This window comes from Kitasatospora sp. NPDC051853 (assembly GCF_044452665.1).
In the GTDB taxonomy this organism is placed as follows: domain Bacteria; phylum Actinomycetota; class Actinomycetes; order Streptomycetales; family Streptomycetaceae; genus Kitasatospora.
On the sequence record NZ_JBITBY010000008.1, the window covers coordinates 158129 to 183543 of the forward strand.

At 73.2% G+C, this 25415-nt stretch carries 20 protein-coding genes; 13 read left to right on the plus strand and 7 right to left on the minus strand.

Annotated elements, in window-relative coordinates:
* Positions 1 to 19 precede the first annotated feature (19 nt).
* Positions 20 to 757: an MHYT domain-containing protein gene (locus ACIA8O_RS23425; protein ID WP_396295888.1), complete on the minus strand. Its 738-nt coding sequence runs from the start codon at positions 755 to 757 to the stop codon at positions 20 to 22.
* Positions 758 to 954: 197 nt separating this feature from the next.
* On the opposite strand from ACIA8O_RS23425, the gene ACIA8O_RS23430 reads away from it, so the two are divergent.
* Together ACIA8O_RS23430 and ACIA8O_RS23435 are read left to right on the plus strand one after the other, a co-directional pair.
* Positions 955 to 1389 carry a MarR family transcriptional regulator gene (locus tag ACIA8O_RS23430; RefSeq protein WP_345283814.1) on the plus strand — a complete coding sequence of 145 codons (435 nt, stop codon included), beginning with the start codon at positions 955 to 957 and terminating at the stop codon, positions 1387 to 1389.
* A gap of 125 nt (positions 1390 to 1514) precedes the next feature.
* Entirely contained in the window at positions 1515 to 3023 is a 1509-nt protein-coding gene (locus ACIA8O_RS23435) for an MFS transporter (RefSeq protein ID WP_396295889.1), read from the plus strand.
* A gap of 62 nt (positions 3024 to 3085) precedes the next feature.
* Here ACIA8O_RS23435 and ACIA8O_RS23440 read toward each other — a convergent pair whose 3' ends face one another.
* Positions 3086 to 3604, minus strand: coding sequence for a GNAT family N-acetyltransferase (locus ACIA8O_RS23440; protein WP_396295890.1), 519 nt, complete (start codon positions 3602 to 3604; stop codon positions 3086 to 3088).
* 48 nt (positions 3605 to 3652) lie between these two features.
* On the opposite strand from ACIA8O_RS23440, the gene thpR reads away from it, so the two are divergent.
* Both thpR and ACIA8O_RS23450 read left to right on the plus strand, forming a co-directional pair.
* Positions 3653 to 4243, plus strand: a complete 591-nt coding sequence (thpR, locus tag ACIA8O_RS23445; protein WP_396295891.1) for an RNA 2',3'-cyclic phosphodiesterase — start codon at positions 3653 to 3655, stop codon at positions 4241 to 4243.
* 44 nt (positions 4244 to 4287) lie between these two features.
* Entirely contained in the window at positions 4288 to 5262 is a 975-nt protein-coding gene (locus tag ACIA8O_RS23450; RefSeq protein ID WP_396295892.1) for a LysR family transcriptional regulator, read from the plus strand.
* Between the two features lie 373 nt (positions 5263 to 5635).
* Here ACIA8O_RS23450 and ACIA8O_RS23455 read toward each other — a convergent pair whose 3' ends face one another.
* Positions 5636 to 7387 (minus strand): beta-galactosidase family protein, encoded by a 1752-nt coding sequence (locus ACIA8O_RS23455; RefSeq protein ID WP_396295893.1) that lies wholly within the window; start codon positions 7385 to 7387, stop codon positions 5636 to 5638.
* 75 nt (positions 7388 to 7462) lie between these two features.
* Here ACIA8O_RS23455 and ACIA8O_RS23460 point away from each other — a divergent pair, with 75 nt between their 5' ends.
* Positions 7463 to 8359 carry an AraC family transcriptional regulator gene (locus ACIA8O_RS23460; protein WP_396295894.1) on the plus strand — a complete coding sequence of 299 codons (897 nt, stop codon included), beginning with the start codon at positions 7463 to 7465 and terminating at the stop codon, positions 8357 to 8359.
* A gap of 168 nt (positions 8360 to 8527) precedes the next feature.
* On the opposite strand, the gene serC is transcribed toward ACIA8O_RS23460, so the two are convergent.
* Positions 8528 to 9646 carry a phosphoserine transaminase gene (serC, locus tag ACIA8O_RS23465; RefSeq protein WP_396295895.1) on the minus strand — a complete coding sequence of 373 codons (1119 nt, stop codon included), beginning with the start codon at positions 9644 to 9646 and terminating at the stop codon, positions 8528 to 8530.
* Positions 9647 to 9798: 152 nt separating this feature from the next.
* Positions 9799 to 10899 carry a citrate synthase 2 gene (locus tag ACIA8O_RS23470; RefSeq protein ID WP_396295896.1) on the minus strand — a complete coding sequence of 367 codons (1101 nt, stop codon included), beginning with the start codon at positions 10897 to 10899 and terminating at the stop codon, positions 9799 to 9801.
* A gap of 316 nt (positions 10900 to 11215) precedes the next feature.
* Here ACIA8O_RS23470 and pdxH point away from each other — a divergent pair, with 316 nt between their 5' ends.
* The 8 genes from pdxH (at position 11216) to ACIA8O_RS23510 (ending at position 23346) form a co-directional block, all read left to right on the plus strand.
* Positions 11216 to 11929, plus strand: a complete 714-nt coding sequence (gene pdxH / locus ACIA8O_RS23475; RefSeq protein WP_396295897.1) for a pyridoxamine 5'-phosphate oxidase — start codon at positions 11216 to 11218, stop codon at positions 11927 to 11929.
* Positions 11930 to 12107: 178 nt separating this feature from the next.
* Positions 12108 to 12290, plus strand: a complete 183-nt coding sequence (locus tag ACIA8O_RS23480) for a hypothetical protein (RefSeq protein ID WP_396295898.1) — start codon at positions 12108 to 12110, stop codon at positions 12288 to 12290.
* A gap of 27 nt (positions 12291 to 12317) precedes the next feature.
* Positions 12318 to 14687 (plus strand): FxsB family cyclophane-forming radical SAM/SPASM peptide maturase, encoded by a 2370-nt coding sequence (locus ACIA8O_RS23485; protein ID WP_396295899.1) that lies wholly within the window; start codon positions 12318 to 12320, stop codon positions 14685 to 14687.
* Entirely contained in the window at positions 14684 to 15448 is a 765-nt protein-coding gene (locus ACIA8O_RS23490) for an aminoglycoside N(3)-acetyltransferase (protein ID WP_396295900.1), read from the plus strand. The genes ACIA8O_RS23485 and ACIA8O_RS23490 overlap by 4 nt, the downstream gene beginning before the upstream one ends.
* 13 nt (positions 15449 to 15461) lie before the next feature.
* On the plus strand, positions 15462 to 16694 hold the full coding sequence (locus ACIA8O_RS23495) for an RNA-guided endonuclease InsQ/TnpB family protein (protein ID WP_396295901.1): 1233 nt from the start codon (positions 15462 to 15464) through the stop codon (positions 16692 to 16694).
* Between the two features lie 114 nt (positions 16695 to 16808).
* Positions 16809 to 18185 (plus strand): TIR-like protein FxsC, encoded by a 1377-nt coding sequence (locus tag ACIA8O_RS23500; RefSeq protein ID WP_396295902.1) that lies wholly within the window; start codon positions 16809 to 16811, stop codon positions 18183 to 18185.
* Positions 18182 to 22195, plus strand: a complete 4014-nt coding sequence (gene fxsT / locus ACIA8O_RS23505; RefSeq protein ID WP_396295903.1) for an FxSxx-COOH system tetratricopeptide repeat protein — start codon at positions 18182 to 18184, stop codon at positions 22193 to 22195. Before ACIA8O_RS23500 ends, fxsT begins: the two co-directional genes overlap by 4 nt.
* Before the next feature lie 203 nt (positions 22196 to 22398).
* Complete coding sequence (locus ACIA8O_RS23510; RefSeq protein WP_396295904.1) at positions 22399 to 23346, plus strand: 2-hydroxyacid dehydrogenase; 948 nt, start codon at positions 22399 to 22401, stop codon at positions 23344 to 23346.
* A 31-nt stretch (positions 23347 to 23377) separates the two neighbouring features.
* On the opposite strand, the gene ACIA8O_RS23515 is transcribed toward ACIA8O_RS23510, so the two are convergent.
* Both ACIA8O_RS23515 and ACIA8O_RS23520 read right to left on the minus strand, forming a co-directional pair.
* Positions 23378 to 24247 carry an alpha/beta fold hydrolase gene (locus ACIA8O_RS23515; protein ID WP_396295905.1) on the minus strand — a complete coding sequence of 290 codons (870 nt, stop codon included), beginning with the start codon at positions 24245 to 24247 and terminating at the stop codon, positions 23378 to 23380.
* A gap of 77 nt (positions 24248 to 24324) precedes the next feature.
* Positions 24325 to 25338, minus strand: a complete 1014-nt coding sequence (locus ACIA8O_RS23520; RefSeq protein WP_396295906.1) for a DUF4231 domain-containing protein — start codon at positions 25336 to 25338, stop codon at positions 24325 to 24327.
* Between the last annotated feature and the right edge of the window lie 77 nt (positions 25339 to 25415).

Genomic DNA, 25415 nt, shown 5'->3' on the forward strand with positions numbered 1-25415 from the left:
ACTACCCCCACGGGGGTGTTCACGCCGGGCGGACCGCCACCTTGTCGGGGGCGACGGCGAAGGCGAGGGCGCTGGAGAAGACGTAGCAGCCGAGGCCGACCGCGAGGGGGAAGACGAACTGGAGGGCGACCACGCCGGGCGGGGTGGTGCGGACGCCGGAGAGCTCGACCTGGACGGCGGCCATGCCGGTGTAGTGCATGGCGCAGACCGCGACCCCCATCACCGGCGCCGCCACCAGTACCGCCCCCGTGGCGCGGACGTTGAGCGCGGCCCAGAGCGCCGCCGTCGCCGCGAAGACCGCGATGCCCACCGAGGCGGCCACCGTCGTGCGGTCGTAGGACAGCGTCCCGTTGATCCGCATCGCGGCCATCCCCAGGTAGTGCATGGCCGCCACCCCCAGCCCGGTCGCGACCCCGCCGCCGAGCAGGGAGGCGCGGCGTCGGCGGCTGTACCCGACGGTGAAGATGCCGAGCCCCACCACCGCGATGGCGGTGACCAGGCTGACCACGGTGAGCGGGACGTTGTAGCGGATCTCCGCACCCTGGACCGCGAAGCCGAGCATGGCGATGAAGTGCATGCTCCAGATGCCGACGCCGAGCGAGACCGAGGCGAAGAACAGCCAGTTGCGCCGGGTGCGGCCCTCGGTGAGCAGGGCCCAGCGGGTGGAGCGCAGCGCGAGCAGGGCGCCCAGGCAGGCGGCCAGGTACGAGATCGCCGGGGTGACCCAGCCGTGGACCGCGTGGTCGATGTGACCCAAGAGAGCTCCTAGGCATGCTGTGTTCCTGACAACATCGGTCCGACCGACCCAACCACCCCCGGTGGAACGTGGGCAACCACGGTGTTTTCTGTGAAGTCGCAGGCCAGGAAGGGTCCTTCACGTACGGATCAAGACACGCTCACTAATCCCGCCGATACTCGTTTTTGTTAGAGAGGGTAATGAGCTAGGCTAAGAACATGCCCGAGATGTCCGAGGCCGACCTCGCTGCCGTCAGTCAGCTCCGGTCGGCCGCGATGCGCCTGGCCCGCCGGTTGCGACACCAGCGGGTCGAGGAATCGCTGAGCCCCACCGAGATCGGGGTGCTCGGCACCCTCGCCCGGTGCGGCAAGGCCACCCCTGGTGAGCTCGCCAGGAAGGAACACGTCCAGCCGCCGTCGATGACCAGGATCATCGCGATGCTGGAGGAGAAGGGGTTGGTGCGGCGCGAGCCGCACCCCGAGGACCGCCGGCAGGTGGTGGTCAGCTCCACCGAGGAGGCCGAGGCCATCCTGGAGGAGAGCCGCCGCCGTCGGAACGTCTGGCTGGCCGAACTGGCCGAAGGACTGACCGAGGAGGAGTGGGCGCAGCTCAAGGAGGCCGCACCGGTCCTCTACAAGCTGGCCCACCTGTAGCCGACGGACCGTCAGCGCGTCGAAGGCATCGACCGAAGGAGCACCGCATCACCGCAGGACCGACACGACACACCAGCAGCGCGACCGTGCGAAGCACCGCGGTCGCGCCAGGAGGGGAGCCCACCTTGACACCGCCGGCCGCCGTCAGCGCCGCCATCCGTACCGACGACTCCACCACCGAGACCGCAGCGCCAGGCGCTGCCGCCGTCGAGAGCCCCGAGCCCACCCCAGTGGGCCTGCCGGGCACCGGCGACGACGACCCCGACGAACGCACCGCGGCGGAGCTCCCCGCCGCATCCGCCCCGCCTCGCGGGGACGGCCCCACCGGGGCCCGCTTCACCCGGCCCGGCGGGATGTTCTCCTCGCTGCGGGTCCGCAACTACCGCTACTACTTCGCCGGACAGGTCGTCAGCAACACCGGCACCTGGATGCAGCGGATCGCCCAGGACTGGCTGGTGCTCAGCCTCACCGGCAGCCCGCTCGCGGTCGGCATCACCACCGCGATGCAGTTCCTCCCGATGCTGCTGCTCGGCCTCTGGGGCGGCGTGCTCGCCGACCGGCTGCCCAAGCGGCGGCTGCTGATCGCCACCCAGGGCGCGATGGGCCTGCTGGCCGCCGGCCTCGCGGTGCTCACCGTCACCGGGGCCGTCACCGCCGGTCTGGTGTACGTCTTCGCGCTGCTGCTCGGCCTGGTCACCGTGGTCGACAACCCGACCCGGCAGGCCTTCGTCAGCGAGATGGTCCCGGCCCGGGACCTGGCCAACGCGGTCAGCCTGAACGCGGCCAACTTCCAGACCGCCCGGCTGGTCGGCCCGGCCGTCGCCGGCCTGCTGATCGCCGCGGTGGGCAGCGGTTGGGCCTTCGCGCTCAACGCGCTCTCCTTCGTGGCGGTGATCGGCGGCCTGCTCGCGATGCGCGAGGCCGAGCTGCGCCCGACCGAGCGGGTGGCCCGGGAGAAGGGCCAGCTCCGCGAGGGGCTGCGGTACGTGAAGGAACGTCCGGAGCTGCTCTGGCCGATGGTGCTGGCCGGCTTCATCGGGACCTTCGGGTTCAACTTCCCGACCCTGCTGGCCGGTTTCGCCCACGACACCTTCCACGTCGGGGCGGGGCAGTACGGCCTGCTGAACACCGCGATGGCGGTCGGCTCGCTGGCCGGTGCGCTGATCGCCGCCCGGCGCGGGGCACCGCGGCTGCGGCGGCTGGTCGGTGCCGCCCTGGTCTTCGGGGCGCTCCAGGTGCTGGCCGCCTTCGCGCCCGGCTACTGGAGCTTCACCGCCCTGCTGACCGTGGTCGGGATGTTCGGCCTGACCTTCAACACCTCGGTCAACTCCGCCGTCCAGCTGGCCACCGACCCGGCCCTGCGCGGCCGGGTGTCGGGCCTGCTGGTGCTGGTGCTCACCGGCGGCACGCCGATCGGCGCCCCGGTGGTCGGCTGGGTCACCGCCGAGTACGGCCCCCGGGTCGGGCTGCTGGCCTGCGGCGTGGTCTCCGCCGTGGCGGCCGCCGTGGTCGGCCTGGTGCTGGCCCGGGTCGCCGACCTCAAGGTCCGGGTGGACCTGCACCGGGGCAGCCGGGTGGTCGCGCTGGTGCCGCGCACCCCGCTGCGCGGCCGCGACCTGGCGACCGCCTGCTGATGCCGGGTTGATCCCCGCTTGATGTCCGTGCGGTGTCCGTGTGATGCCCGCGGCAGGCCCGGTCAGAGCCTGATCTCCAGGAACTGGCCGGGCCACGGGCCGCCGTTCGGGCGCTCCACCTCGAAACTCCCACACGGCGTGAAGCCGAGCTTCCGGTACTGGCCCACCAGCCTGCGGTCGTCGCCCCCGTAGCAGTCCACCCGCAGCACCGGCAGCCCGCGGCGCTCCGTCTCGGCGAGGGCGTCCGCGACCAGGGCGGCGCCGACCCCGGTGCCGCTCGCGGCCCGCTCGGTCGCCAGGAACCGCAGGTAGAGCTCCGGCCCCGGCGCGGGCAGCGCGTACTCCGGCCCCTCCTCGTCCACCACGCAGACACCCAGCAGCGAGCCGTCCCCGGCCACCGCCACCCGGGCGTGCATGGTGCCGAGGTAGCGGCCGATCCGCTCCACCAACTCCGGCCGCGCGCTCCACGGTTGGTCACCCCACTGCCCGGTCCGGCCCTGGCCGGCCAGCCAGCTCATGGTCCGGTCCAGCAGGGCGACGAGCTCGGGGGCGTCGGCAGTGGTTCCGGTACGTATCTCCATGGGCGCCGTTCTACCAGAGCGCCGCCGCGAGCGTGGATCATGGACCCCATGAGGCTCTTCGTGGCGGTGAACCCGCCGGCGGTCGCGGTGCAGGAACTGGTCGACGCGGTGGCACCGTTGCGGGCGGCGCCCGGAGCGGAGCGGCTGAGGTGGAGCGAGGTGGCGGGGTGGCACCTGACGCTGGCCTTCCTGGGCGAGGTGCCGGTCACCGGGGTGCCGGAGCTGGCGGAGGCGCTGGGGCGGGTGGCCCAGGAGCACGGGGCACACCGGCTGCGGCTGGCCGGGGGCGGCTGCTTCGGGGACCGGGTGCTCTGGGCCGGGGTGGACGGGGAGGTGTGGGCGCTGCGCCGCCTGGCCGAGGGCGTCCGCGAGGCGGTGGGCCAACTGGCCGGTGAGAGCGACCAGTTCGGATTCCACCCGCACCTGACCCTGGCCCGGGCGGGCTCCGCCCACGGCCGCCGCCGGGCGGCCCGCCGGACCGACGCCGCCGACCTCCGCGGCCTGGCCGCAGGGCTGGACGGCTTCCGCGGCAGCGACTGGACGGCGGACGAACTCTGCCTGATGAGAAGCGAGTTGGACTACGGCCCGGCCCGGTACACGGTGCTGCACCGGTGGAATCTGGCCAACTGGAGTCAGTGACCCTCTCTTGTGGAGAAACCGTCTGCGCCCGTACGTTCGTCGCCATGGAGTTGGAGCTGCGTCACCTGCGGACCGTCCGGGCCATCGCCGAGGCGGGCAGCCTGACCAAGGCCTCGGTGGCACTGGGGTTGGCCCAGCCCGCTTTGAGTACTCAACTCAAGCGGATAGAGCGGCTGTTGGGAGGCTCACTGTTCGACCGCGGGCGCAGCGGGGTACGGCTGACCCCGCTGGGGGAGCTGGTGCTGGACCGGGCCAAGGTGCTGCTCCCGGCGGCGCAGGAGCTCCAGGAGGAGGCGGTCCGGTTCGCCAACGCGCACGGCGGCCGGCGCCGGTTCCGGCTGGGGGCGACCCACGGGCCGCTGCTCGGGGCGCTGGTGGACCGACTGGTGGCGGAGTACCCGGGGGCGGCGGTGAACACCGCGACCTCCTGGTCGACCCAGGAGCTGACCGGCCAGGTGGCCAGCGGGCGGCTGGACTTCGCGCTGGTCGGGGTGTGCGGCCAGAGCCGCCCGGCCGGTGCGGAGGGGCTGGCCTGGCGGGAGGTGGGCACCGACCCGGTGTTCGCGATGCTGGGGGAAGCCCATCCGCTGGCCGGACGGCCGGAGTTGGCGCTGGAGGAACTGGCCCGGGAACAGTGGGCGGTGGTGCCGGGGGAGGGCTGCTTCGCGGACTGCTTCTCGGCGGCCTGCAGCCGGGCCGGCTTCACCCCCGCGGCGATGTACGAGACCGACACCGCCTCCTGCGTGCACCTGGTACAGGTCGGCCGGGCGGTGGGCCTGGCCCGGGCCACCTTCCCGCCCACCGCCGGGGTGGTGACGGTGCCGCTGGCGGGTGATCCGCTGATCTGGCGTCACCTGCTCGGCTGGCACCCGGAGTCACCGGGCGCCGGCACGGCGGCCGAGGTGACGGAGTACGCCCGGCGGGCGCACGGCGAGGCGGCCGGGCGCAGCCCCTCCTACGCGTCCTGGCGGGCCCGACGTGGGGCGGAGCGGGGCCATAGCGCCGCGGCCCGGGGGTAGGCGGCAGGTCCGCCGCGAACGCCCCGGTGGTTAGCGTGACGGCCACGGGGCGGGCCTCGGCGAGGGCCCGTCCCGGTCCGGCCGCGGTACTCAGGGGTGAGTCGGCCGCAGCCGTCACGGAAGAGGTGCCGGGCCCGTACCTCCCGGGGGCCCGGCACCTCCTCCGCCCCACGGCCCGGTGGCCGACGTAGGTGGTCACCCCGGGGGCGCGAGGCTCTGCTGATCTGCGGCTCCGCCGCGTGGGCGCGCGGGGAACGGCAGTACGTGCAACTGGCTCGCCTGCCCCGACCTAGCTCTGGTCCGCCTTCCGATTCGCGCAGTTCCCCGCGCCCCTGAGGGCGTAACCACGTCCCTCAGGGGCCAGCTGTGCGGCTCAGCCCAGGGCCGGGGTGTCCAGGAGGTCGACCGACTGCGGTGTGGCGTCGCCGAGTTCGAGGAGGAGGAGTTCGTTCTCGCCGGGGTGCAGGAGCGGCTGGGGGCAGAAGAGCGCGGTCTGCGGTCCGCGCGCGTCGTAGCGGCCGAGCAGGAAGCCGTTGACCCAGAGGTAGCCGTGCCGGCCGTCGGGGACGGTCAGCCAGGTGTCGCCGGTGGTGTCCAGGGTGAGCACGCCCCGGGCGAACGGGCCCTCGCCGGTGAAGTCCAGTTCCGGCAGCGGGGCGTGGAGGTCGAAGGCGGCCACCTGGCAGCCGTGCAGGTACTGCCGCTCGTGCCGTACCCCGCCGGTGATGCCCTTGGAATCCCCGGTCTGAGGGCCGTAGTTGACCCGGCCGAGGGAGCTCACCAGCAGCTCCAGTGCCACCCCGCCGGGTACCGTGACCGGTTCGTTCGCCGCGCCCCGGTGCAGTTCGGCGACCCGCTTGCCGTCCACCCGCAGCTCCGCCCGGTCGTGCAACCCCTCGACGGTGAGCGGAAGTTCGGGCCGTTCGGCGGGGACCTGGAAGGCGTAGCGGACCACCCCGTGCTCCAGGCCGAGCTCCTCGAAGCTCGGCGGCACCGGGTGCCCGGTGGTGGGGCCGAACGGGATCGGGGCCCGCCCGGTCAGTTCCACGGTGCGCGGCGCGAGCACCGGCGGCAGCTCGTACGGCAGTGCCTCGCCCAGGAAACGGGCCTGCTCGGGGTGGGCGGCGGCGAAGTCGGCCAGCACCTCGGCGAAGAGGGCGTACTTGGCGGCGGGGGCGCCGCGTTCGTCCAGCGGGGCGTCGTAGTCGTAGGAGGTGGTGACGGGCTGGTAGGGCGAGTCGGTCCAGTCGGTGGAGTTGAAGGGCGGGTCGGCGTGGTTGGCGCCGGCGCCGGTGCCGAAGTTGGTGCCGCCGTGCGCCATGTAGAGGTTGACGGAGCCTCCGGCGGCCAGGATGCGGCGCAGGGTGTCGGCGGCGTCGGCGGCGTCCCGGCTGTGGTGCGGCTTGCCCCAGTGGTCGAACCAGCCGTTCCAGTACTCCATGCAGAACGGCGGGTCCTGGGGGCGGTGCCGGTGCAGCACCTCGAAGGCGCCCTCCGGGTCGGAGCCGAAGTTCACCGTGGCCAGCACGCCCGGCAGGGTGCCGCCGGTGAGCATGTGGTCCTCGGGGCCGTCCGAGGTGAACAGCGGGACGTCGAAGCCCCGGGCCAGCAGCCCGTCGGCGAGGTGCCGCAGGTAGGCCGCGTCGCTGCCGTAGGAGCCGTACTCGTTCTCGACCTGGACCATCAGGACGTTCCCGCCCCGGGTGGTCTGACGCTCCACCACCGCCGGGAGCAGCGCGTCGAAGAAGCGGTCGACGGCGGCCAGGTACTCCGGGTCCGAGGTGCGGGCCCGGCGGCCGACCTGCGCGGTCAGCCAGCCCGGCAGGCCGCCGTTGTCCCACTCGGCGCAGATGTACGGGCCGGGGCGGACGATCGCCCACAGGCCCTGGCGGGCCGCCTCGTCCAGGAAGGCGGGCAGCTCCTCCAGTCGCTGGTACTCGCCCGGGCGGGGCTCGTGCAGGTTCCACGGGACGTACGTCTCGACCGTGTTCAGGCCCATCGCGCGCAGCGCGGCCAGCCGGGCCGGCCACTGCTCGGGGCGGGTGCGGAAGTAGTGCACCGCGCCGGAGAGGATGCGGAGCGGACTGCCGTCGAGGTGGAAACCGGTGGAGTCGTAGGTGAGCATGCCTCCCAGCCTGCCCGAAAGCGGCAGGTCGGGGCCATGGACAAACCCCGGGGGTGTGTTGGACTGTCGGAGTCGGTGACGGCCAGGGAGGTGACGGTGGAGCGGTGGTGGTGGTACCTGACGCCCGGTCCGGCCCAGCTGGAGACCGGGCTGGCCTGCCTCGGGGTGGGCATGCAGCGCGGGGTGCTGCCGACGGTGGGGCCGCGCACCCTGGACCACTGGGTGGCGGTGGTGATCACCAGCGGCCGGGGGTGGTACGAGAGCCCGGACGGCGTCCGCCACCCGGTGACCGCCCCGGCGGTGCTCTGGCTGCGCCCGGGTGAGCCGCACCACTACGCGCCGGACGCCGAGGGCTGGTCGGAGTCCTTCGTGGACTTCACCGGCTCCGGGCTGGCCGGCTACGCCGAGCTGGGCCTGCTGCCGCCGCTGCGGCTCACCCCGCTGACCACCGCCGAGCCGGCCCAGCGGGTGGTGGCCAGGATCGCCTCGGCCTGCCGCCGGGGCGGCCCGCTGGTGGACGTGGAGAGCTCGGCCGAGGTGCACCGGCTGCTGGTCGAGCTGCGCCGGCACCGGGCCGACGTGGACGTGGCCGGGGAGCCGGTGCTGGAGGTGCTCCGCCGGGACGCCTGCCTGCCGCTCTCGATCGCCCAGCACGCCCGCCGGGCCGGGCTGACGGTGGCCGAACTGCGGCGCGCGGTGCGTTCGGTGGGCGCGGCGGGGCCGAAGGAGTACCTGCTGACGGTCCGTCTGAACGAGGCCAAGCAGCTGCTCGCGGCCAGCGGGCTGCCGGTCGCGGCGGTGGCCCGCCGGGTCGGCTACCAGGACCCGGCCTACTTCACCCGGATCTTCACCCGCCGGGTCGGGATGGCGCCCTCCGCCTTCCGGGCCCAGCAGTACCGGGGGGAGGGGCAGCCGTACGGGGCCGCCCGGCAGGAGCGGGCCACCGGGGGGCCGGGCCGGGCCACCGGGTAACCTCGATGACCGTGGACCCCAAGACCCGAATGCGAATCGTGAGCGGCGCGCTGGCGCTGCTGCTGGCCGTGGTGATCGTCAGCGCCCTGCTGCGGCGCTGAGGAAGCAGGACGCGAAGACCCCCGGGGCGGTGCCCCGGGGGTCTTCTCCGTGTCGTGCCGGAGCGTGCTAGAGCTGCCCGACCACATGGTCGATGCAGGCGGTGAGCGCCTCGACGTCGGCCGGGTCGACGGCCGGGAACATCGCGATCCGCAGCTGGTTGCGGCCCAGCTTGCGGTAGGGCTCGGTGTCCACGATGCCGTTGGCGCGCAGCACCTTGGCGACCGCGGCGGCGTCGACCGACTCGTCGAAGTCGATGGTGCCGACGACCTGCGAGCGCTCCTCGGCCTTGGCCACGAAGGGGCTGGCGTAGGAGGACTTCTCGGCCCAGCCGTACAGCCGCGCGGCCGAGTCGGCGGTGCGGGCCGTCGCCCAGTCCAGACCGCCCTGACCGTTGATCCACTCCAGCTGGTCGGCCAGCAGGAAGAGGGTGGCGATCGAGGGGGTGTTGTAGGTCTGGTCCTTCGAGGAGTTGTCGATCGCGGTCGGCAGGTCGAAGAACGGCGGGATGTACCGGCCGGAGCCCGCGATCTCGGCGGCGCGCTCCAGGGCGGCCGGCGAGAAGGTGGCCAGCCAGAGGCCGCCCTCGGAGGCGAAGGACTTCTGCGGCGCGAAGTAGTAGACGTCGGTCTCGGAGATGTCCACCGGCAGGCCGCCGGCGCCCGAGGTCGCGTCCACCAGCACCAGCGAGCCCGCGTCGGCGCCCGCGGGGCGGGCGATCGGCATCGCCACGCCGGTGGAGGTCTCGTTGTGGGTGAGCGCGTAGACGTCCACGCCGGCCTCGGCGACCGGGAGCGGGTGGGTGCCCGGCTCGGTCTTGATCACCGAGGGCTCGGCCAGCCAGGGCGCGGCCTTGACGGAGGACGCGAACTTGCTGGAGAACTCACCGAAGTTGAGGTGCTGGGACTTCTCGCGCACCAGCCCGAAGGCGGCGATGTCCCAGAAGGCGGTGGAGCCGCCGTTGCCCAGCACGACCTCGTAGCCCTCGGGGAGGGAGAACAGGGAGGAGACGCCCTCGCGGACGCGCTTCACCACGTTCTTCACCGGCGCCTGCCGGTGGGAGGTGCCGAGCAGGGAGGTACCGGTGTCGGCGAGGGCCTTCAGGGCCTCGGGCCGCACCTTCGAAGGGCCGCAGCCGAAACGGCCGTCGGCGGGCTTGATGTCAGCGGGGATCTGGATCTGAGCCACGGCCGCAGCCTACTGCCCGGTGAGACGGCCGAGGGAGGCTCGTCCGCCCCCTGAGATGTGATCTTCGGCGCTCCGAGCAGGGCGGAACGGGCCCGGGGGGAACCCCCGGGCCCGCTCGAAAGAGTGACGCGGCGTCAGTCCCGCAAGGGGTGTCAGTGCGCGATCGACTCGAAGCCCTCGACCTCGCGCGGGCTGCGCGGGCCGGGGCCGATGTAGCGGGCGGCCGGGCGGACCAGGCGGCCGGTGCGCTTCTGCTCCAGGATGTGGGCGGACCAGCCGGCCGTGCGGGCACAGGTGAACATCGAGGTGAACATGTGCGCCGGGACCTCGGCGAAGTCCAGCATGATGGCGGCCCAGAACTCCACGTTGGTGGCCAGCACGCGGTCGGGGCGGCGGTTGTGCAGCTCCTCCAGCGCGGCCTTCTCCAGCGCCTCGGCGATCTCGAAGCGCGGGGCGCCGAGCTCCTTGGCGGTGCGGCGCAGCACGCGGGCGCGCGGGTCCTCGGCGCGGTAGACGCGGTGGCCGAATCCCATCAGGCGCTCGCCCTTGTCCAGCGCGTTCTTGACCCAGGCCTTGGCGTCGCCGGTGCGCTCGATCTCCTCGATCATGCCGAGCACGCGGGACGGGGCGCCGCCGTGCAGCGGGCCGGACATCGCGCCGACGGCGCCGGAGAGCGCGGCCGCCACGTCGGCACCGGTGGAGGCGATCACCCGGGCGGTGAAGGTGGAGGCGTTCATGCCGTGCTCGGCGGCCGAGGTCCAGTAGGCGTCGATCGCCTTGACGTGCTTCGGGTCCGGCTCGCCGCGCCAGCGGATCATGAAGCGCTCGACCACGGTCTCGGCCTTGTCGATCTCGCGCTGCGGGACCATCGGCAGGCCCTGGCCGCGGGCGGACTGGGCCACGTAGGAGAGCGCCATCACGGCGGCCCGGGCGAGGTCGTCACGGGCCTGCTCGGCGGAGATGTCCAGCAGCGGCTTGAGGCCCCAGACCGGGGCGAGCATGGCGAGCGCGGACTGCACGTCGACCCGGATGTCACCGGAGTGGACCGGGATCGGGAACGGCTCGGCGGCGGGCAGGCCGGGGTTGAACTTGCCGTCCACCAGCAGGCCCCAGACGTGGCCGAACGAGACGTTGCCGACCAGCTCGTCGATGTCCACACCGCGGTAGCGGAGAGCGCCGCCCTCCCGGTCGGGTTCGGCGATCTCGCTCTCGAACGCGACGACTCCCTCGAGCCCGGGTACGAAGTCGGACATGGACGGCTCCTTCAGTGATCCGTTGACGGGCCGCCGATGGTGGGGCGGCCGCGCCGGTGACCGTTGGTGGATTGGCACTCGGTGTCAGAGTGACAGGCACGGAGTGCATTGCGCCAGACACCACCACGGTGATGTTCCTTGCGGGACGCTCCTGCCGGGTCCGGCGGCGCTGACGGACCTTCTGGGGCATTTCCGGACGGAACCGGAGGTTGATCCGGCCGACCAGGGGCGGAGCGGTGGCGAGACACCTTATCTCCCACCCGGGTTTGCCGGGACGTAGCGGTATCCGACGCTTGTCGTACGGGATGATGTTGCCGTGCCTACCGCGGATCGTCACCCGACCCCTCCGACCAAGCCGACCTCCGGAGCCCCGGCCGAACCCCGGCCCGCGCCGGACCCGAGCGTGATGCGCCGGCATTACCAGCACGAGGGGCTGGGCGAGAAGCAGCTCGCGGCCGATCCGGTGGACCAGTTCACCGAGTGGTTCCACCAGGCCGACGACTCGGGCGTGCCGGAGCCCAACGCGATGGTGCTCTCCACCGCCGACGGCCGGGGGCGGCCGAGCTCGCGCACGGTGCTGCTCAAGGGCTTCGACCGGCGGGGCTTCGTCTTCTTCACCAACTACGGCTCCCGCAAGGGCACCGAGCTGGCCGCCAACCCGTGGGCCTCGCTGCTCTTCCCGTGGATCGTGATCTCCCGTCAGGTCATCGTGACCGGGCGGGTGGAGAAGGTCGGGCGGGACGAGACGGCGGCCTACTTCCGCACCCGTCCGCACGGTTCGCAGCTGGGCGCCTGGGCCAGCGAGCAGTCCAGTCCGGTGAGCTCCCGCGAGGTGCTGGAGCAGCGCTACGCCGAGCTGGAGCGGCGCTACCCGGAGGGCGAGGGGGTGCCGGTGCCGCCGTTCTGGGGCGGGTACCGGGTGGTTCCGGACACCGTCGAGTTCTGGCAGGGCCGGGAGAACCGGCTGCACGACCGGCTGCGCTACACGGCCGGCCCGGACGGCTGGCGGGTGGAGCGGCTCTGCCCCTGATCGTGCGTGTGCTGACCCTACGTCAATCGCAGTAGTCACAACTCGCTGGAAGTGATGGTTTTCCAGCCATTCGTACGTCCTCGGGTGGTGACTCCTGTGTACTGGGGGGAATCGGGTGGGCCCGCCCCCGCGGGTTTCCCCGCTTCCCCCGCGTTTCATGCGCAGAAACGAGACTGCAATGGTCACCGCACTCGCCATCCGGCCTGCTGACCGCGACTCCGCCGAGGAGCCCACCCCACGGGCCTCGCTCGCCGACCTCGCCGCCCTGGGAACCGACCGCCTCACCGCCGACCTGCACCGGGCGCTGCCCGGCGGGGACACCGGTCAGGTCGCCGTGGCGGCCTTCAACTCCTCCATCTGACGGTCGCCGCACAGCCGAAGCCCGGTCATGCCCCCCGTCCCGTCGCAGGTACCGTTCACGCAGTTCGTCCTCAAGGTGCACAGCCGCTGCGACCTGGCCTGTGACCACTGCTACGTGTACGAGCACGCCGACACCAGTTGGCGCGGCAAGCCGCGCACCGTCTCGGAGCCCGTGCTGGCAGCCGCGGCGGCCAGGATCGGAGAGCACGCCCGGGCCCACCGGCTGACGGCCGTCCACGTCGTGCTGCACGGCGGGGAGCCGCTGCTCGCGGGCCCCGCCGTGCTGCGCCGGGCGGCCGAACTGCTGGCCGCCGCGCTCCCCGAGGGCTGCGCGCTGGACCTGCGCATCCACACCAACGGCGTCCGGCTGACCGAGGAGTTCTGCGAACTCTTCGACGAGCTCGGCATCAAGGTCGGCGTCTCACTGGACGGCGACCGCGCCGCCAACGACCGGCACCGCCGCTACGCCGACGGCCGCTCCAGCCACGCCAAGGTGCTGGCCGCCGTCGAGCTGCTGCGCCGCCCGGCCTTCCGCCACCTGTACGCCGGGCTGCTCTGCACGATCGACGTCGAGAACGACCCGCTCGCGGTCTACGACGCACTGGTCGGACTCGCCCCGCCCCGGATCGACTTCCTGCTCCCGCACGCCACCCACGACGAGCCGCCCAAGCGGCCGGAGGGGCTCGGCCCGACCCCGTACGCCGACTGGCTGCTGGCCGTGCACGAGCGCTGGACGGCGCACGGCCGCCCCGTCCCGGTCCGGGTCTTCGACTCGGTGCACCGCACCCTGCGGGGCCGCTCCAGCCTGACCGAGTCGCTCGGACTGGACCCGGCCGACCTGGTGGTGGTGGAGACCGACGGCACCCTGGAGCAGGCCGACAGCCTGAAGACCGCCTTCGACGGCGCCCCGGTGACCGGATTCGACGTCTTCGCGCACACCCTGGACCAGGTGGCCGCGCACCCGGGCATGATGGAGCGTCAGTCCGGCCTGGCCGGACTGAGCGAGCAGTGCCGGGCCTGCCCCGTGGTCCGCTCCTGCGGCGGGGGCCTGTACGCCCACCGCTACCGGACCGGCCGCGGATTCGACAACCCCTCCGTCTTCTGCGGGGACCTGATGAAGCTGATCACCACCATCCGGGACCGGATCACCCCCGTGGCCACCGTCCCGGCCCAGAGCGGACCGGCCGAACGGCCGCTCACCGATGCCCAGTTGGACGAGCTGGCGCAGGGCCTCGGCAGCCCCGGCACGATCCGCGCGCTGGCCGCCGCCCAACTCGGCCTGACCAGAAGGCTGCTGGCCGCCCTCTCCGCCGGAGCCCCCGAATCCTGGTCCCTGCTGGCCGAGTTGGACACCGCCGCCCCCCGGGTGCTGGACGCGGTGCTGGCCCACCCGTACGCCCGGTCCTGGGCGGTGCGCTGCCTGGAGCGCGAGCCCGGCGGCGACCTCGGCGGCTTCGCCGAGCTGGCGGCGGCGGCCGCGCTGCGCGCCGGGCGGGAGTTCGAGCTCCCCGTGCCGGTGCGCGGCGGCGCGGTGCACCTGCCGACGCTCGGCCGGCTGCGGGTGGACGGCGCCGGGGAGGCGGTGCTGCACGGCACCGCCGAGGGCTTCACGGTGCGCGGGGTGACGGTCGGCTGGGACGCCCCCGAGAGCCCGGCCTGGCAGCCGGTGCGCCGGGTGGAGCTGCCCGGCGGCCCGGTGCTCGCCCTGGAGGACACCGACCCGCAGCGGGACGCCCACCAGTGGCCGGTGGCCGAACGGCTGCCCGAGGCCGAACTGCTGGGCTGGGCGGGCGCGTTGCGGGAGGCCTGGGAGCTGCTGCGGCGGGACCTGCCGGAGTACGCGCAGGGCCTGCCGGCCGGGCTGAGCACCGTCACCCCGCTGCGGCCCGGCCCGGACGGACGGGACGTCAGCGCGGCCGCCCGGCAGGCCTTCGGCGCGGTCGGCATCGCCCGCCCGGCCACCGCCCCGACCCTGGCACTGCTGCTCGCCCACGAGTTCCAGCACGTCAAGCTGGGCGCGGTGCTGGACTTCCACGAGCTGTACGACCCGGCCGACGAGCGCCGCTACCACGCCCCCTGGCGGCCCGACCCGCGCCCGCTGGAGGGCCTGCTCCAGGGCACCTACGCCCACCTCGCGGTGACGGCGTACTGGGGCACCCGGGTGCGCGCCTACGGCGGCCTGGACAGCGGGGCGGCCGAGCAGGCCCGGGTCCAGCTGGCCACCTGGCGCGGGCACACCGCCCGGGCGGTGGAGACACTGGCCGGCTCCGGCTCGCTGACCGCCCTCGGGCTGCGGTTCGCGGACGGCATGCGGGCCACCGTGGAGCCCTGGCTCGCGGTCGAGGTCGGCCGGGCCGCCGAACGGGCCGCCGCCGAGCGCTCGGCGGCCGTCGGGTGACCGGGGCGGCGGAGCTGGAGCGGGGCCTGCGGGAGCTGGGCGTCGAGGAGGGCGAGACCCTGCTGGTGCAGTCCTCGCTGCGCTCGCTCGGCGAGCTGGACGGCGGCCCCGAGGCGCTGCTCAAGGCGCTGCTCGCGGTGCTCGGCGAGAGCGGCACCCTGGTCGTCTACACCGCGACCCCGGAGAACTCCAACACCTCCCGCCTGGCGCTCGCCCCCACCCAGGGCATGACGGAGCGTCAGAAGCAGGAGTACTGGCGCACGCGCCCCCCCTTCAACCCCGACACCACCCCCACCTCCCGCATCCTGGGCCACTTCTCCGAGGTCGTCCGGCTGGCCCCCGGCGCCGTCCGCAGCCACCACCCGCAGACCTCCTTCGCCGCCCTCGGCCGCCTGGCCGTCGACCTGACGGAGAACCACCCGATCGACAGCCACCTGGGCGAGCGCTCCCCGGTCGGTCGGCTGCGCGACCGGCGGGCCAGGGCGCTGCTGATCGGCGTCCCGGTCTGGTGCTGCACCGCACTGCACCTGGCCGAGTACCTCCAGCCCGACCCGCCGGTGCAGACCTACGGCTGCGTGCTGCCGGACGGGAACTGGACCTCCTTCGAGGCCGTGCACCTGAGGGACGAGCACTTCCCGGGCATGACCGGCGCGCTGGAGCGGATGCCGAGCCTGGTCAGGGGCCCGCTGGGCGAGGCGGACTGCTTCCTGATGGACATCGCGGACGGCATCGAGGTGGCCGACCGTCACCTGCGCGGCTGACGGGGTGACGGTCGTGCAGCTCCGCTACAACTTCCGCGCGTATCCGACGTCAGGTCAGCGCCAGTCGCTGGCACGCGCGTTCGGATGCGCCCGGGTCGTTTTCAACGACGGGCTCCGCATGCGCCAGGAGGCACACGGTGCAGGGCTGGCGTACATCAAGGACACCGACCTGCAGAAGCGGGTCATCACCGCCGCGAAGCGCACCTGTGAGCGGGCATGGTTGGGTGAGGTGTCGTCGGTGGTGCTGGTGCAGTCCCTGAGGGATCTGCACACGGCCTATCGGAGCTTCTTCTCCTCGGTCACCGGCAAGCGCAAGGGACCGAAGGTCGCGCCGCCGCGCTTCAAATCCAAGCGGGACGGCAGGCAGAGCATCCGGCTCACCGCCAACGGCTTCTCGCTGCGCGGGAACGGCACCCTGTACGTGGCCAAGGTCGGGGACATTCCGGTCCGGTGGTCGCGCCCACTGCCGTCCGCGCCGACCTCGGTCACCGTCACCAAGGACGCTGCTGAACGGTACTGGGTCAGTTTTGTCGTGGAGACCGAGCCGGACATCTGGCCCGAGTTGGACACCGAAACGGGTATCGACCTCGGGCTGACCCACTTCGCGGTGCTGTCCGACGGCCGGAGGATCGACTCGCCGAAGTTCCTGCGCCGTGCCGAGAAGAAGCTCAAGCGGATGCAGAGAGCTCTCAGCCGCTGTGAGAAGGGATCGAAGAACCGGGCCAAGGCCCGCAAGAAGCTCGCGCGACAGCACGCCCGGGTGGCGGACCGCCGCCGGGACTGGCACCACAAGCTATCCACGAGAATCATCCGCGAGACTCAAGCGGTGTACGTGGAGAGCCTGTCGGTGTCCGGTCTCGGCCGCACCCGGCTCGCCAAGAGCGTGAACGATGCCGGCTGGTCCGCGTTCGTCGCCATGCTGGAGTACAAGGCCGCCAGGCACAGCCGGCACTTCGGCAGGATCGGCCGCTTCGAGCCGACCTCTCAGGTGTGCTCGTCCTGCGGTGTCAAGGACGGCCCCAAGCCCCTTCACGTCCGTGTCTGGGAGTGCGGGTCGTGCGGGGCCGTCCTCGACCGCGACATCAACGCTGCGAAGAACATCCTGGCCGCCGGAAGGGCGGACAGGCTAAACGCCTGCGGAGCGCCGGTGAGTCGGGCACCCGTGCCCGCAAGGTGCGGTGAGGCAGGAACCCACCGACGCCGGCACGTGCCGGTGGTAGGAATCCCGGCTGTACGAGGCGGGTAGGACTTCGAGGCCCTATTCCATTGGCGAACCTGACCTTCCTACACTGAAGGACCTCCGTGGGGGAACGACACACCTGGGAGAGAGAACACACCGGATGTCTCGGGGGAGGCGCGTGTGTACGACGAGGAATCTGGTGGGTGGGACGAGGGGGCGGAGCGGCCCTACTTCTTCCTGAGCTACGCCCACGTCCCACGGGCCAGGACCAAGGGCGCCGGTGACCCGAACCAGTGGGTCAGCCAGCTCTACGAGGACCTCTGCGAGGCGGTCCTGGCCCTGACCGACTACCGCTCCGGCCGCCCGGTCGGCTTCATGGACCAGTCCATGCACCAGGGCCAGCTCTGGGCCAAGCGCCTCTCCCAGGAGCTGGCCACCTGCCGGGTCTTCGTCCCGCTCTACTCGCCCCGCTACTTCTCCAGTCTGGCCTGCGGCCAGGAGTGGCACTCCTTCACCCAACGCCCGGTCTTCCCGGCCCGGCAGACCTCCGAGCGCACCAGCGGCATCGTGCCGGTGCTCTGGGTGCCGATGAGCGACCGTCAGCTCCCCGAGGTGGCCCGCCAACTCCAGTTCAACCACCGGGGGTTCGGCCGGGAGTACGAGGACGAGGGGCTGTACGCGCTGATGCGCCTCGGCTACTTCCGCAAGGCCTACGAGCTGGCCGTCTTCCGGCTGGCCCGGCGGATCGTCGAGGTGGCCGAGAACACCGTGATCCCGCCCGGCCGGGCGCTGGACTTCAACGCCCAGCCCAGCGCCTTCCCGATGCCGCGCACCAAGCAGCTGCGGATCTCGGTCTACTCCTACGCGCAGTCCGAGCTCCCCGAGGGGCGCAATCCGGACTACTACGGCACCCGGCGGCAGGACTGGCACCCGTACCAGCCCGCCTCCTCCCGCCCGGTGGCCGAGCACGCGGCAAGGGTGGCACGGCAGTTGGGCTTCGAGCCGACCGTGCACGAGTTCGAGGAGGACGAGGCGGGGCTGCTCTCCGGCGAACCGCCGAACGCGCCCGGCCTGGTGCTGCTGGACCGCTGGGCGCTCAAGGACGACGAGCGCCGCGGGGCGGTGGCCCGCTTCGACCAGCTCAACCCGCCCTGGGTCAGCGTGCTGGAGCCCTGGAACGCCGAGGACCCGGACTGCGTGGCCGAGGACCGGCCGCTGACCGAGCTGAGCGCCCGCACCCTGCGGTACAAACGCCGCGAGGCCAAGCCCAGCTTCCGGGACGGCTCCGGCGAGTTGAGCTCGCTGGCCGACTTCGAGGAGGCCCTGCCGCGCGCGGTGATGCGGGCCAAGTACGCCTTCGAGGACCGCACCGCCGCGGAGAGCGGCCCGGCCGGCCGGCCGGGGGACTCGGGCCGCTTCCGCCCGCGGCTGCGCGGCGCGTTCGACGACGACCCGCCCAGGGACCGCGGAAGACCTTCGTACGACCCGCACGACGAGCCGCCGGACGACGAGGAGGAGGGGCCCCTGCCGGGCCGCTTCGGGGGAGGACACCGATGACCGACAACCCGACCAGGAAGCTGCGACTGCCGGGCCAGGCCGCCGCCCCGGCCGAGGAGCCGCGGCCCGGCGGCGAGGACCGCCAGGGCCGGGTGGTGACCTTCTACTCCTACAAGGGCGGCACCGGCCGCACCATGGCGCTGGCCAACACCGCCTGGATCCTGGCCGCCAACGGCTTCCGGGTGCTCACCGTGGACTGGGACCTGGAGGCACCGGGCCTGGCCAAGTTCTTCCGCCCCTTCCTGGACCAGGCCGCGCTGGCCGGCACCACCGGGATGATGGACCTGATCACCGACTACCGGGAGGAGGCCCTGCGCGAGGCCGAGCACCCGCCGGGCTGGCACCGGGACTTCGCCCGGGTCCACCCGCACGTGCTCTCGCTCTCCTGGCCCGGCTTCCCGGCCGGCGGCAGCCTGGACTTCCTCTCCGCCGGACAGCTGAACCGGGACTACTCCGAGGTGGTCGGCCGGCTCGACTGGGACCTCTTCTACGACCGCTTCGACGGCGGCCAGTTCTTCGACGCGCTCAAGCGCGACATGAGCCGCCGCTACGACTACGTGCTGATCGACAGCCGCACCGGCCTCTCCGACATCGCCGAGATCTGCACCGTGCAGATGCCGGACGACCTGGTGGTCTGCTTCACCCTCAGCGACCAGAGCATCGAGGGCGCCTCCAAGATCGCCCAGCACATCAACGACCGCTACCGGGAGCGCGGCATCCGCATCCTGCCGGTGCCGATGCGGATCGACGAGGGCGAGAAGGAGAAGGCGGACGCCGGCCGCGCCCTGGCCCGGCTCCGGTTCGCTGGCCTCCCCGAGGGCCTGGCCGACGAGGACCTCGCCCACTACTGGGGCTCGGTGGAGATCCCGTACCGGCCGTTCTACGCCTACGAGGAGATCCTGGCCACCTTCGGCGACCAGCCCGGCACCCCCACCTCGATGCTGGCCGCCTGCGAGCGGCTCACCACCGTGCTCACCCGCGGCCGGATCAGCTCGCTGCCGCCGATGGACGAGGAGGTCCGGCTGCACTGGGTGGACGCCTACACCCGGCGCCGCCCGACCGCGCCCGCCGACCTCTACCTCTCCTTCGTCCCCGAGGACCGGATCTGGGCCGACTGGATCGCCGCCGTCCTGGAGAGCGCCGGCTTCCGCGTGGTGCCCCGGGACATCGGTGCCGGGGCGGACACCCGGCTGGAGACCGAACGCGGCATCGACACCGCCTTCCGGACCGTCGCGGTGCTCTCGGCCGGCTACCTGAGGGCCCCTCAGGCCCGGGCCCTGTGGGACTCGATGGGCGGCTTCGACCCCTCCGGGACGCGCCGTCAGATCGTCCCCGTCCGGGTCGGCGACGTCCGCCTCACCGCCCCGTTCAGCGGCCGCAACCCGATCGACCTGGTCGGCCGCGACGAGACCCAGGCCGCCGCCATCCTGCTCCGCGCCCTCGGACGCGACGGGGCCGAGCCCGACCCGGACGTCACCATCCCGCGCTTCCCCGGCACCAAGCCCGCGTACTGGTCGGTGCCCCAGCGCAACCCCTCCTTCACCGGCCGCGCCCGGGTGCTGGAGGAGCTGAGGGACAGTCTGGTCGGCGGCCCGATGGTGGTGCTGCCCACCCCGCAGACCCTCTACGGCCTCGGCGGCGTCGGCAAGACCCAGCTGGCCCTGGAGTACGCCCACCGCTACATGTCCCACTACGACCTGGTCTGGTGGATCGACGCCGAGCAGACCGAGCTGATCCCCACCGCCCTGGCCGAACTCGCCAACCGGCTGGGCCTGCGGGTCGGCGACTCCGTCAACGAGGCCGCCGAGGCCGCCCGGGAGGCCCTGCGCAAGGGCACCCCCACCCCGCGCTGGCTGCTGATCTTCGACAACGCCGACGAGCCGTCGGAGATCCGCCGCTTCTTCCCCGGCGGTTCCGGCCACGTCCTGGTCACCTCCCGCAACCAGGCCTGGTCCGGCCAGGCCGGCGTGCTCGGCGTCGACGTCTTCACCCGCGGCGAGTCCATCGAGCACCTCACCCGCCGCACCCGCGGCCTCTCCCGCGCCGACGCCGACCGGGTCGCCGAGGCCGTCGGCGACCTCCCGCTGGCCGTCGAGGTGGCCGCCGCCTGGCTCGACACCACCCGCACCCCCGTCGACACCTACGTCGCCCAGCTCCACCAGGAGGCCACCCGCGCCCTCGCGGTCGGCCGCCCCGCCGACTACCCCACCCCCGTCGGCGCCACCTGGAACGTCTCCATCACCCGCCTGCGCGAGCAGTCCCCGGCCGCCGTCCGGCTGCTCCAGCTCTGCGCCTTCATGGCCCCCGAGCCGATCTCCATGGACCTCTTCTACAGCGACCAGATGATCCGCTCACTGGTCCGCTACGACGAGGACCTCAGCGACACCTTCATGCTCGGCAAGGTGATCCAGGCGGTCGGCCGCTACGCGCTGGCCAAGGTCGACGCCGGCTCCAACTCCTTCCAGGTGCACCGGCTGGTGCAGGCCGTGGTCCGCTCCGAGATGGACGACCCCGCCCGGGAGGCCGCGATGCACGAGGTGCACCGCATCCTGGTCGGCGCCCGCCCCGTCCTCGGCGACACCGACAACCCCGCCAACTGGCCCCGCTTCGAGAAGATCTGGCCGCACCTGGCCCCCTCCCGGGCCCAGGACTGCGACGAGCGCGAGACCCGCGAGCTGATGATCGACCGCGTCCGCTACCTCTGGAAGCGCAGCGACCTCGACCGCGCCCGGGCACTGGCCGAACAGCTGGACACCACCTGGACCACCCGGCTGGCCGGCGAGACCAACGAGCTGGAGGCCCGGCACCTGCGCCGCCAGGTGCTCAGCCTCAACTTCCAACTCGCCAACGTGGTCCGCTCCCAGGGCAACTTCGCGGACGCCCGGGCCCTCGACGAGCGCACCCTGGAAGGCCAGAAGGAACTGCTCGGCGAGCACAACCCGTACACCCTGATGACGGCCGGCTCGCTCGGCGCCGACCTGCGCGCGCTCGGCCGCTTCCAGGAGGCGCTCGACCTCGACCTGGAGACCTACGGCCAGTTCCGCGAACTCTTCGGCGAGGAGAACGCCCGCACCCTCTCCGCCGCCAACAACCTCGCCATCGACTACCGCCTGGTCGGCGACTCGGCCGCCGCCCGCGACCTCGACCAGGACACCTACGACCGCCGGCAGGCGGTGCTCGGCCCCCGCCACCCCTACACCCTCTCCAGCAAGTCCAACCTGGCCCGCGACCTGCGCGAGATCGGCGACTACAAGGGCTCCATCGAACTCCTCAGGGAGGTCAACGAGGAGCTCGCCGACGTGCTCCAGCCGGACCTCCCCGAGAACCTGCGCAACGCCAAGTCGCTGGCCGTGTCGCTGCGCCGCGAGGGCCACCTGCGGGAGGCCCGCCAACTCACCATGCAGACCTACGAGCGCTACCTCGACCGCTACGGCTCCGAGGCCGCCGAGACGCTCGCCTGCGCGCTCAACCTGGCCGCCGACCACAGCGCCTCCGGCGACAAGGAGGCCGCCCGAGACCTGGCCACCGCTGTCTACGAGGGCCACCAGCGGCTGTTCGGCGACGAGCACCCCTTCACCCTGGCCTGCGAGAACAACCTCGGCATCTACCTGCGCGGCAGCGGCGACGTGGAGGCCGCGATCCGCCGCGGCAGCCACACCGTGGACGCCCTGCGGTCGGTGCTCGGGCCCGACCACCACTACACCCTGAACGCGATGATCAACCTCGCCAACGCCCACGGCGACGCCGGCCAGCTCGCCAAGGCCGAGGAACTCGAACGGGCCGCCTACGCGGGCCTGGTCAACCGCTACGGCCCCGGCCACCCCGACGCCATCGCCTGCGAGTCGAACCTCGCGGTCACCCTCCGCAAGACCAACCCCAACCAGGCGGTCGAACTCCGCGAACACGCCCTCACCGAACTCCTCCGCCTCTTCGGCGAGGAGCACCCCAACACCATGGCCTGCCGCGGCTGGAGGCGGATCAACCGCGACCTCGAACCCCAGCCCGTCTGACGAAGGTGGTGGCACCGGGCGCGCAGGGGAACGGCAGGCCTGGCTGACGAGAGTGGTCACCCCGGGGGCGCGAGGAACTGCGCGAAGCGGAAGGCGGCTCACCTGCAACTGAAGCACCGTCAGCCAGTTGCAGGTGCTGCCGTTCCCCTGCGCGCAGTTCCTCGCGCCCCCGGGGTGGCCGTCGGCCCGGGTAGGGTCGCGGCATGGATCAGGTACTGGTGACCAGGCGGCTCGTCGACGGCGTGGTGGAGCGGCTGGCCCCGTCCTGCCGGGTGGAGCAGCACGACAGCGAGACGCCGATGGGCCGGGCCGAGTTGTTGGCGGCGGTGGCGGGCAAGGCGGCCGTGGTCACCACCCTCGACGACGTGGTGGACGGGGAGTTCCTGGACGCCGCGGGGCCCGGGCTCAAGGTGGTGGCCAACCACGCGGTGGGGTTCCACAACGTGGACACGGCGGCCTGTGCCGCCCGCGGGGTGACCGTCACCAACACGCCCGGCGTCCTCACCGAGGCGACCGCGGACTTCACCTGGGCGCTGCTGCTCGCCGCCACCCGCCGCCTCGCCGAGGGCGAGCGGCTGGTCCGCTCCGGCGAGCCCTGGGCCTGGGCCCCGACCTTCATGCTCGGCACCGAGCTCACCGGCGCCCGCCTCGGCATCCTCGGCATGGGCCGGATCGGCCGGGCCGTCGCCCGCCGCGCGGTCGGCTTCGGGATGGAGCTGAGCTACCACAACCGCTCCCGGCTCCCGTCCGAGAAGGAGCACGGCGCCCGCTGGGTCGACTTCGGCGAACTCCTCTCCACCTCCGACGTGTTGGTGGTCACCTGCCCGCTCTCCGAGGCCACCCGCCACCTCCTCGACGCCACCAGCATCGCCCGACTCCCGTCCGGGGCCGTCCTGGTGAGCGTGGTGGCCGGGATCGTCGACGAGCTCGCGCTCGCCGCCGCGCTCGCCTCCGGTCACCTCTCCGCGGCGGCCGTGGACAACTTCGAGCGCGAGCCGGCCATCCCCGCCGAGCTGTTGGCCCAGCCCACCGCGGTGCTGGCCCCGCACCTCGGCAGCGCCACCGTCCGGACCCGCCGCGCGATGGGTGACCTGGCCGTCGACAACGTCCTCGCCGTCCTGGCGGGCAAGGACCCGGTCACCCCCGTCTGACGGCCGCTCGGCCGGCTGCTCTGAAGACCGCTCAGCCGGCCGCCCAGCGCAGCGCCTCGGTCAGCACGGCCAGCGCGCCGAAGTGGGCGGCGCCGGGCTCCAGGTAGAGCTCGGCGCCGGGGATGTGCTCGGCCAGCCAGCGGGAGTGCTCGACCGGGGAGAACTGGTCGTCGGCGCCGTGCCACAGCCGGACCGGCACCGTGATGTCCTCGACCTTGAAGCCCCAGTCGGTGGTGAAGGCCAGGGCGTCGTCGATCCAGCCGTCCGCGCTGTAGTGGAAGGCGGCCGCGTAGGTGGAGAGCAGCCGGCGCCGGATGCCCGAGTCGGTGACCACCACCCGGTCGGTGGGCGGGAGTTCGGGCACCAGGCCGTCGATCACGGCGGCCGGGTCGGCCTTCATCCGGCGGGACTTGGCCTGGAAGGAGGCGGCGAAGCGGTGCGGGCCGAGCTCGGCCTCGTGGTAGGCGCGCTCGTTGGAGGCGGTCATCCCGGCGTACCAGTCCAGGCCCTCCGCGTTCCGCGGGGCCAGGCTGACCAGCACCGCGGCCCGCCGCACCCGCCCGCCCAGCAGCGCCGCGCAGGCCAGGGCGTGCGGCCCGCCGCCGGAGCGGCCGAGCACGGCGAAGCCGTCGATGCCGAGCGCGTCGGCGATCGCCTCCACGTCGGCCGCCGCCGAGGCGACCCGGCGGCCGGGCAGCCGGGTGGACTCGCCGTAGCCGGGGCGGTCGAAGGAGATCAGGTGGACGCCGAGCCGGTACAGCACCGAGCTGCGCGGGCTGGGGCCGACCCGGCTGCCGGGGGTGCCGTGCAGCAGGAAGACCGGTCTGCCCTCCGGGTCGCCCCAGCTCTCCACCGCCAGGGTGCGGCCGTCCGCCACCTGCACCAGCCGGGTCGACGCCATCGGGCTCCTCGGGGTCGGGGACGCCCCGCGGGCGTCCGGTGGGGCGTGCGGGACCGCGCGCGGGCCGTCCGTCGGCGTCACATGCCCAACGGGTCGGTGGTGCGCACCTCGCGGCGGGCCTGCCAGGTGGTGTGCTCCCGGGAGATCGCGTCCTCGGCGTCCCGGGCCAGCCGGGCCCAGGTCTCCTCGGCGTCCGGGGTGTCCAGCGGGAGCTGGCTCAACTGGGCCTCGATCACCGCGAGTTCGGAGGCGGCGATGGAGTAGGCGGCGGCCTGCGGCCGGTACTGGCGCAGCTGGGCCCAGGCGGCGACCGAGGCGGCCACCGCGGAGACCGCGCCGAGCGCGTCGAAGCTGAACTCGCCGAGCGCCCGCAGCACCGCCAGCACCAGGCCGGCCAGCGGCAGCACCACGCCCAGCAGGTCAGCCCAGCGGGTGGCGTTGGTGCAGGAGCGGGCCTTGGCCCGGTACCACTCGCGCTGGGTCTTCACCCGCTCCCTGATGTAGACCTCGCGGCGGACCGAGAGCGGCTGCTCGCGCAGCTGCCGCATGCTCTCGGTGATCTGCGGGTGGCGGGTCGGGCGGCCGGCCAGCGGGCCCCGCCAGCTCTGCAACTCGGCCTGCACCCTGGACAGTTGGGGGATCGCCCGGCTGGTGCCGAACTGGCCGAGGATGCCGCCGAGCTGGACGTCGTAGAGCCGCTCGGCGTCCGGCAGGGTCTTCGGCGGCGGCTGGTAGGCGTCGGCCCGCACCGCGTACTTCCAGGACAGCGTCTTGACCGACTCGGCGGCGGCCCGGCCCTCGTACCAGAGGCCCTGCGGGTTCTGCCGCCCGGCCACGGCGGCCAGCGCCACCGTGAACAGGTAGGCGGCCGCCGCCAGCCAGGCCGGCAGGGTGCCGTCGGCGGAGCCGGCGAAGGCGGCCAGCACCAGGAGCAGCAGGCCCCAGCGGGAGAGCGAGACCGCCCGCCGCTGCCCCTGGAGCGAGGAGGAGTCCGCCGTCCAGAACAGCTCGGGCATCAGCTCGTCCTCCCGGACCCAGCCCATCGACCGCCCGCCACCGGCCACCGCCATCCGGACCCCCGTCGCTCGCATCTGCTCCGCCAGGTACCTACTGCCCCGGGCGGAGCCCTGCTACGCCCTCCGGAGGGCCCAACTCCCGATGATCACAA

Excerpts from the sequence above, each read along its gene's own strand:
- ACIA8O_RS23450 (WP_396295892.1), top strand. The coding sequence starts at position 4,288 with ATGGAGTTGGAGCTGCGTCACCTGCGGACCGTCCGGGCCATCGCCGAG.
- ACIA8O_RS23510 (WP_396295904.1), top strand. The coding sequence starts at position 22,399 with ATGGATCAGGTACTGGTGACCAGGCGGCTCGTCGACGGCGTGGTGGAG.
- ACIA8O_RS23455 (WP_396295893.1), bottom strand. The coding sequence starts at position 7,387 with ATGCTCACCTACGACTCCACCGGTTTCCACCTCGACGGCAGTCCGCTC.
- thpR (WP_396295891.1), top strand. The coding sequence starts at position 3,653 with ATGAGGCTCTTCGTGGCGGTGAACCCGCCGGCGGTCGCGGTGCAGGAA.
- ACIA8O_RS23520 (WP_396295906.1), bottom strand. The coding sequence starts at position 25,338 with ATGCGAGCGACGGGGGTCCGGATGGCGGTGGCCGGTGGCGGGCGGTCG.
- ACIA8O_RS23480 (WP_396295898.1), top strand. The coding sequence starts at position 12,108 with ATGGTCACCGCACTCGCCATCCGGCCTGCTGACCGCGACTCCGCCGAG.
- ACIA8O_RS23440 (WP_396295890.1), bottom strand. The coding sequence starts at position 3,604 with ATGGAGATACGTACCGGAACCACTGCCGACGCCCCCGAGCTCGTCGCC.
- ACIA8O_RS23485 (WP_396295899.1), top strand. The coding sequence starts at position 12,318 with ATGCCCCCCGTCCCGTCGCAGGTACCGTTCACGCAGTTCGTCCTCAAG.
- ACIA8O_RS23430 (WP_345283814.1), top strand. The coding sequence starts at position 955 with ATGCCCGAGATGTCCGAGGCCGACCTCGCTGCCGTCAGTCAGCTCCGG.
- fxsT (WP_396295903.1), top strand. The coding sequence starts at position 18,182 with ATGACCGACAACCCGACCAGGAAGCTGCGACTGCCGGGCCAGGCCGCC.
- ACIA8O_RS23470 (WP_396295896.1), bottom strand. The coding sequence starts at position 10,899 with ATGTCCGACTTCGTACCCGGGCTCGAGGGAGTCGTCGCGTTCGAGAGC.
- ACIA8O_RS23515 (WP_396295905.1), bottom strand. The coding sequence starts at position 24,247 with ATGGCGTCGACCCGGCTGGTGCAGGTGGCGGACGGCCGCACCCTGGCG.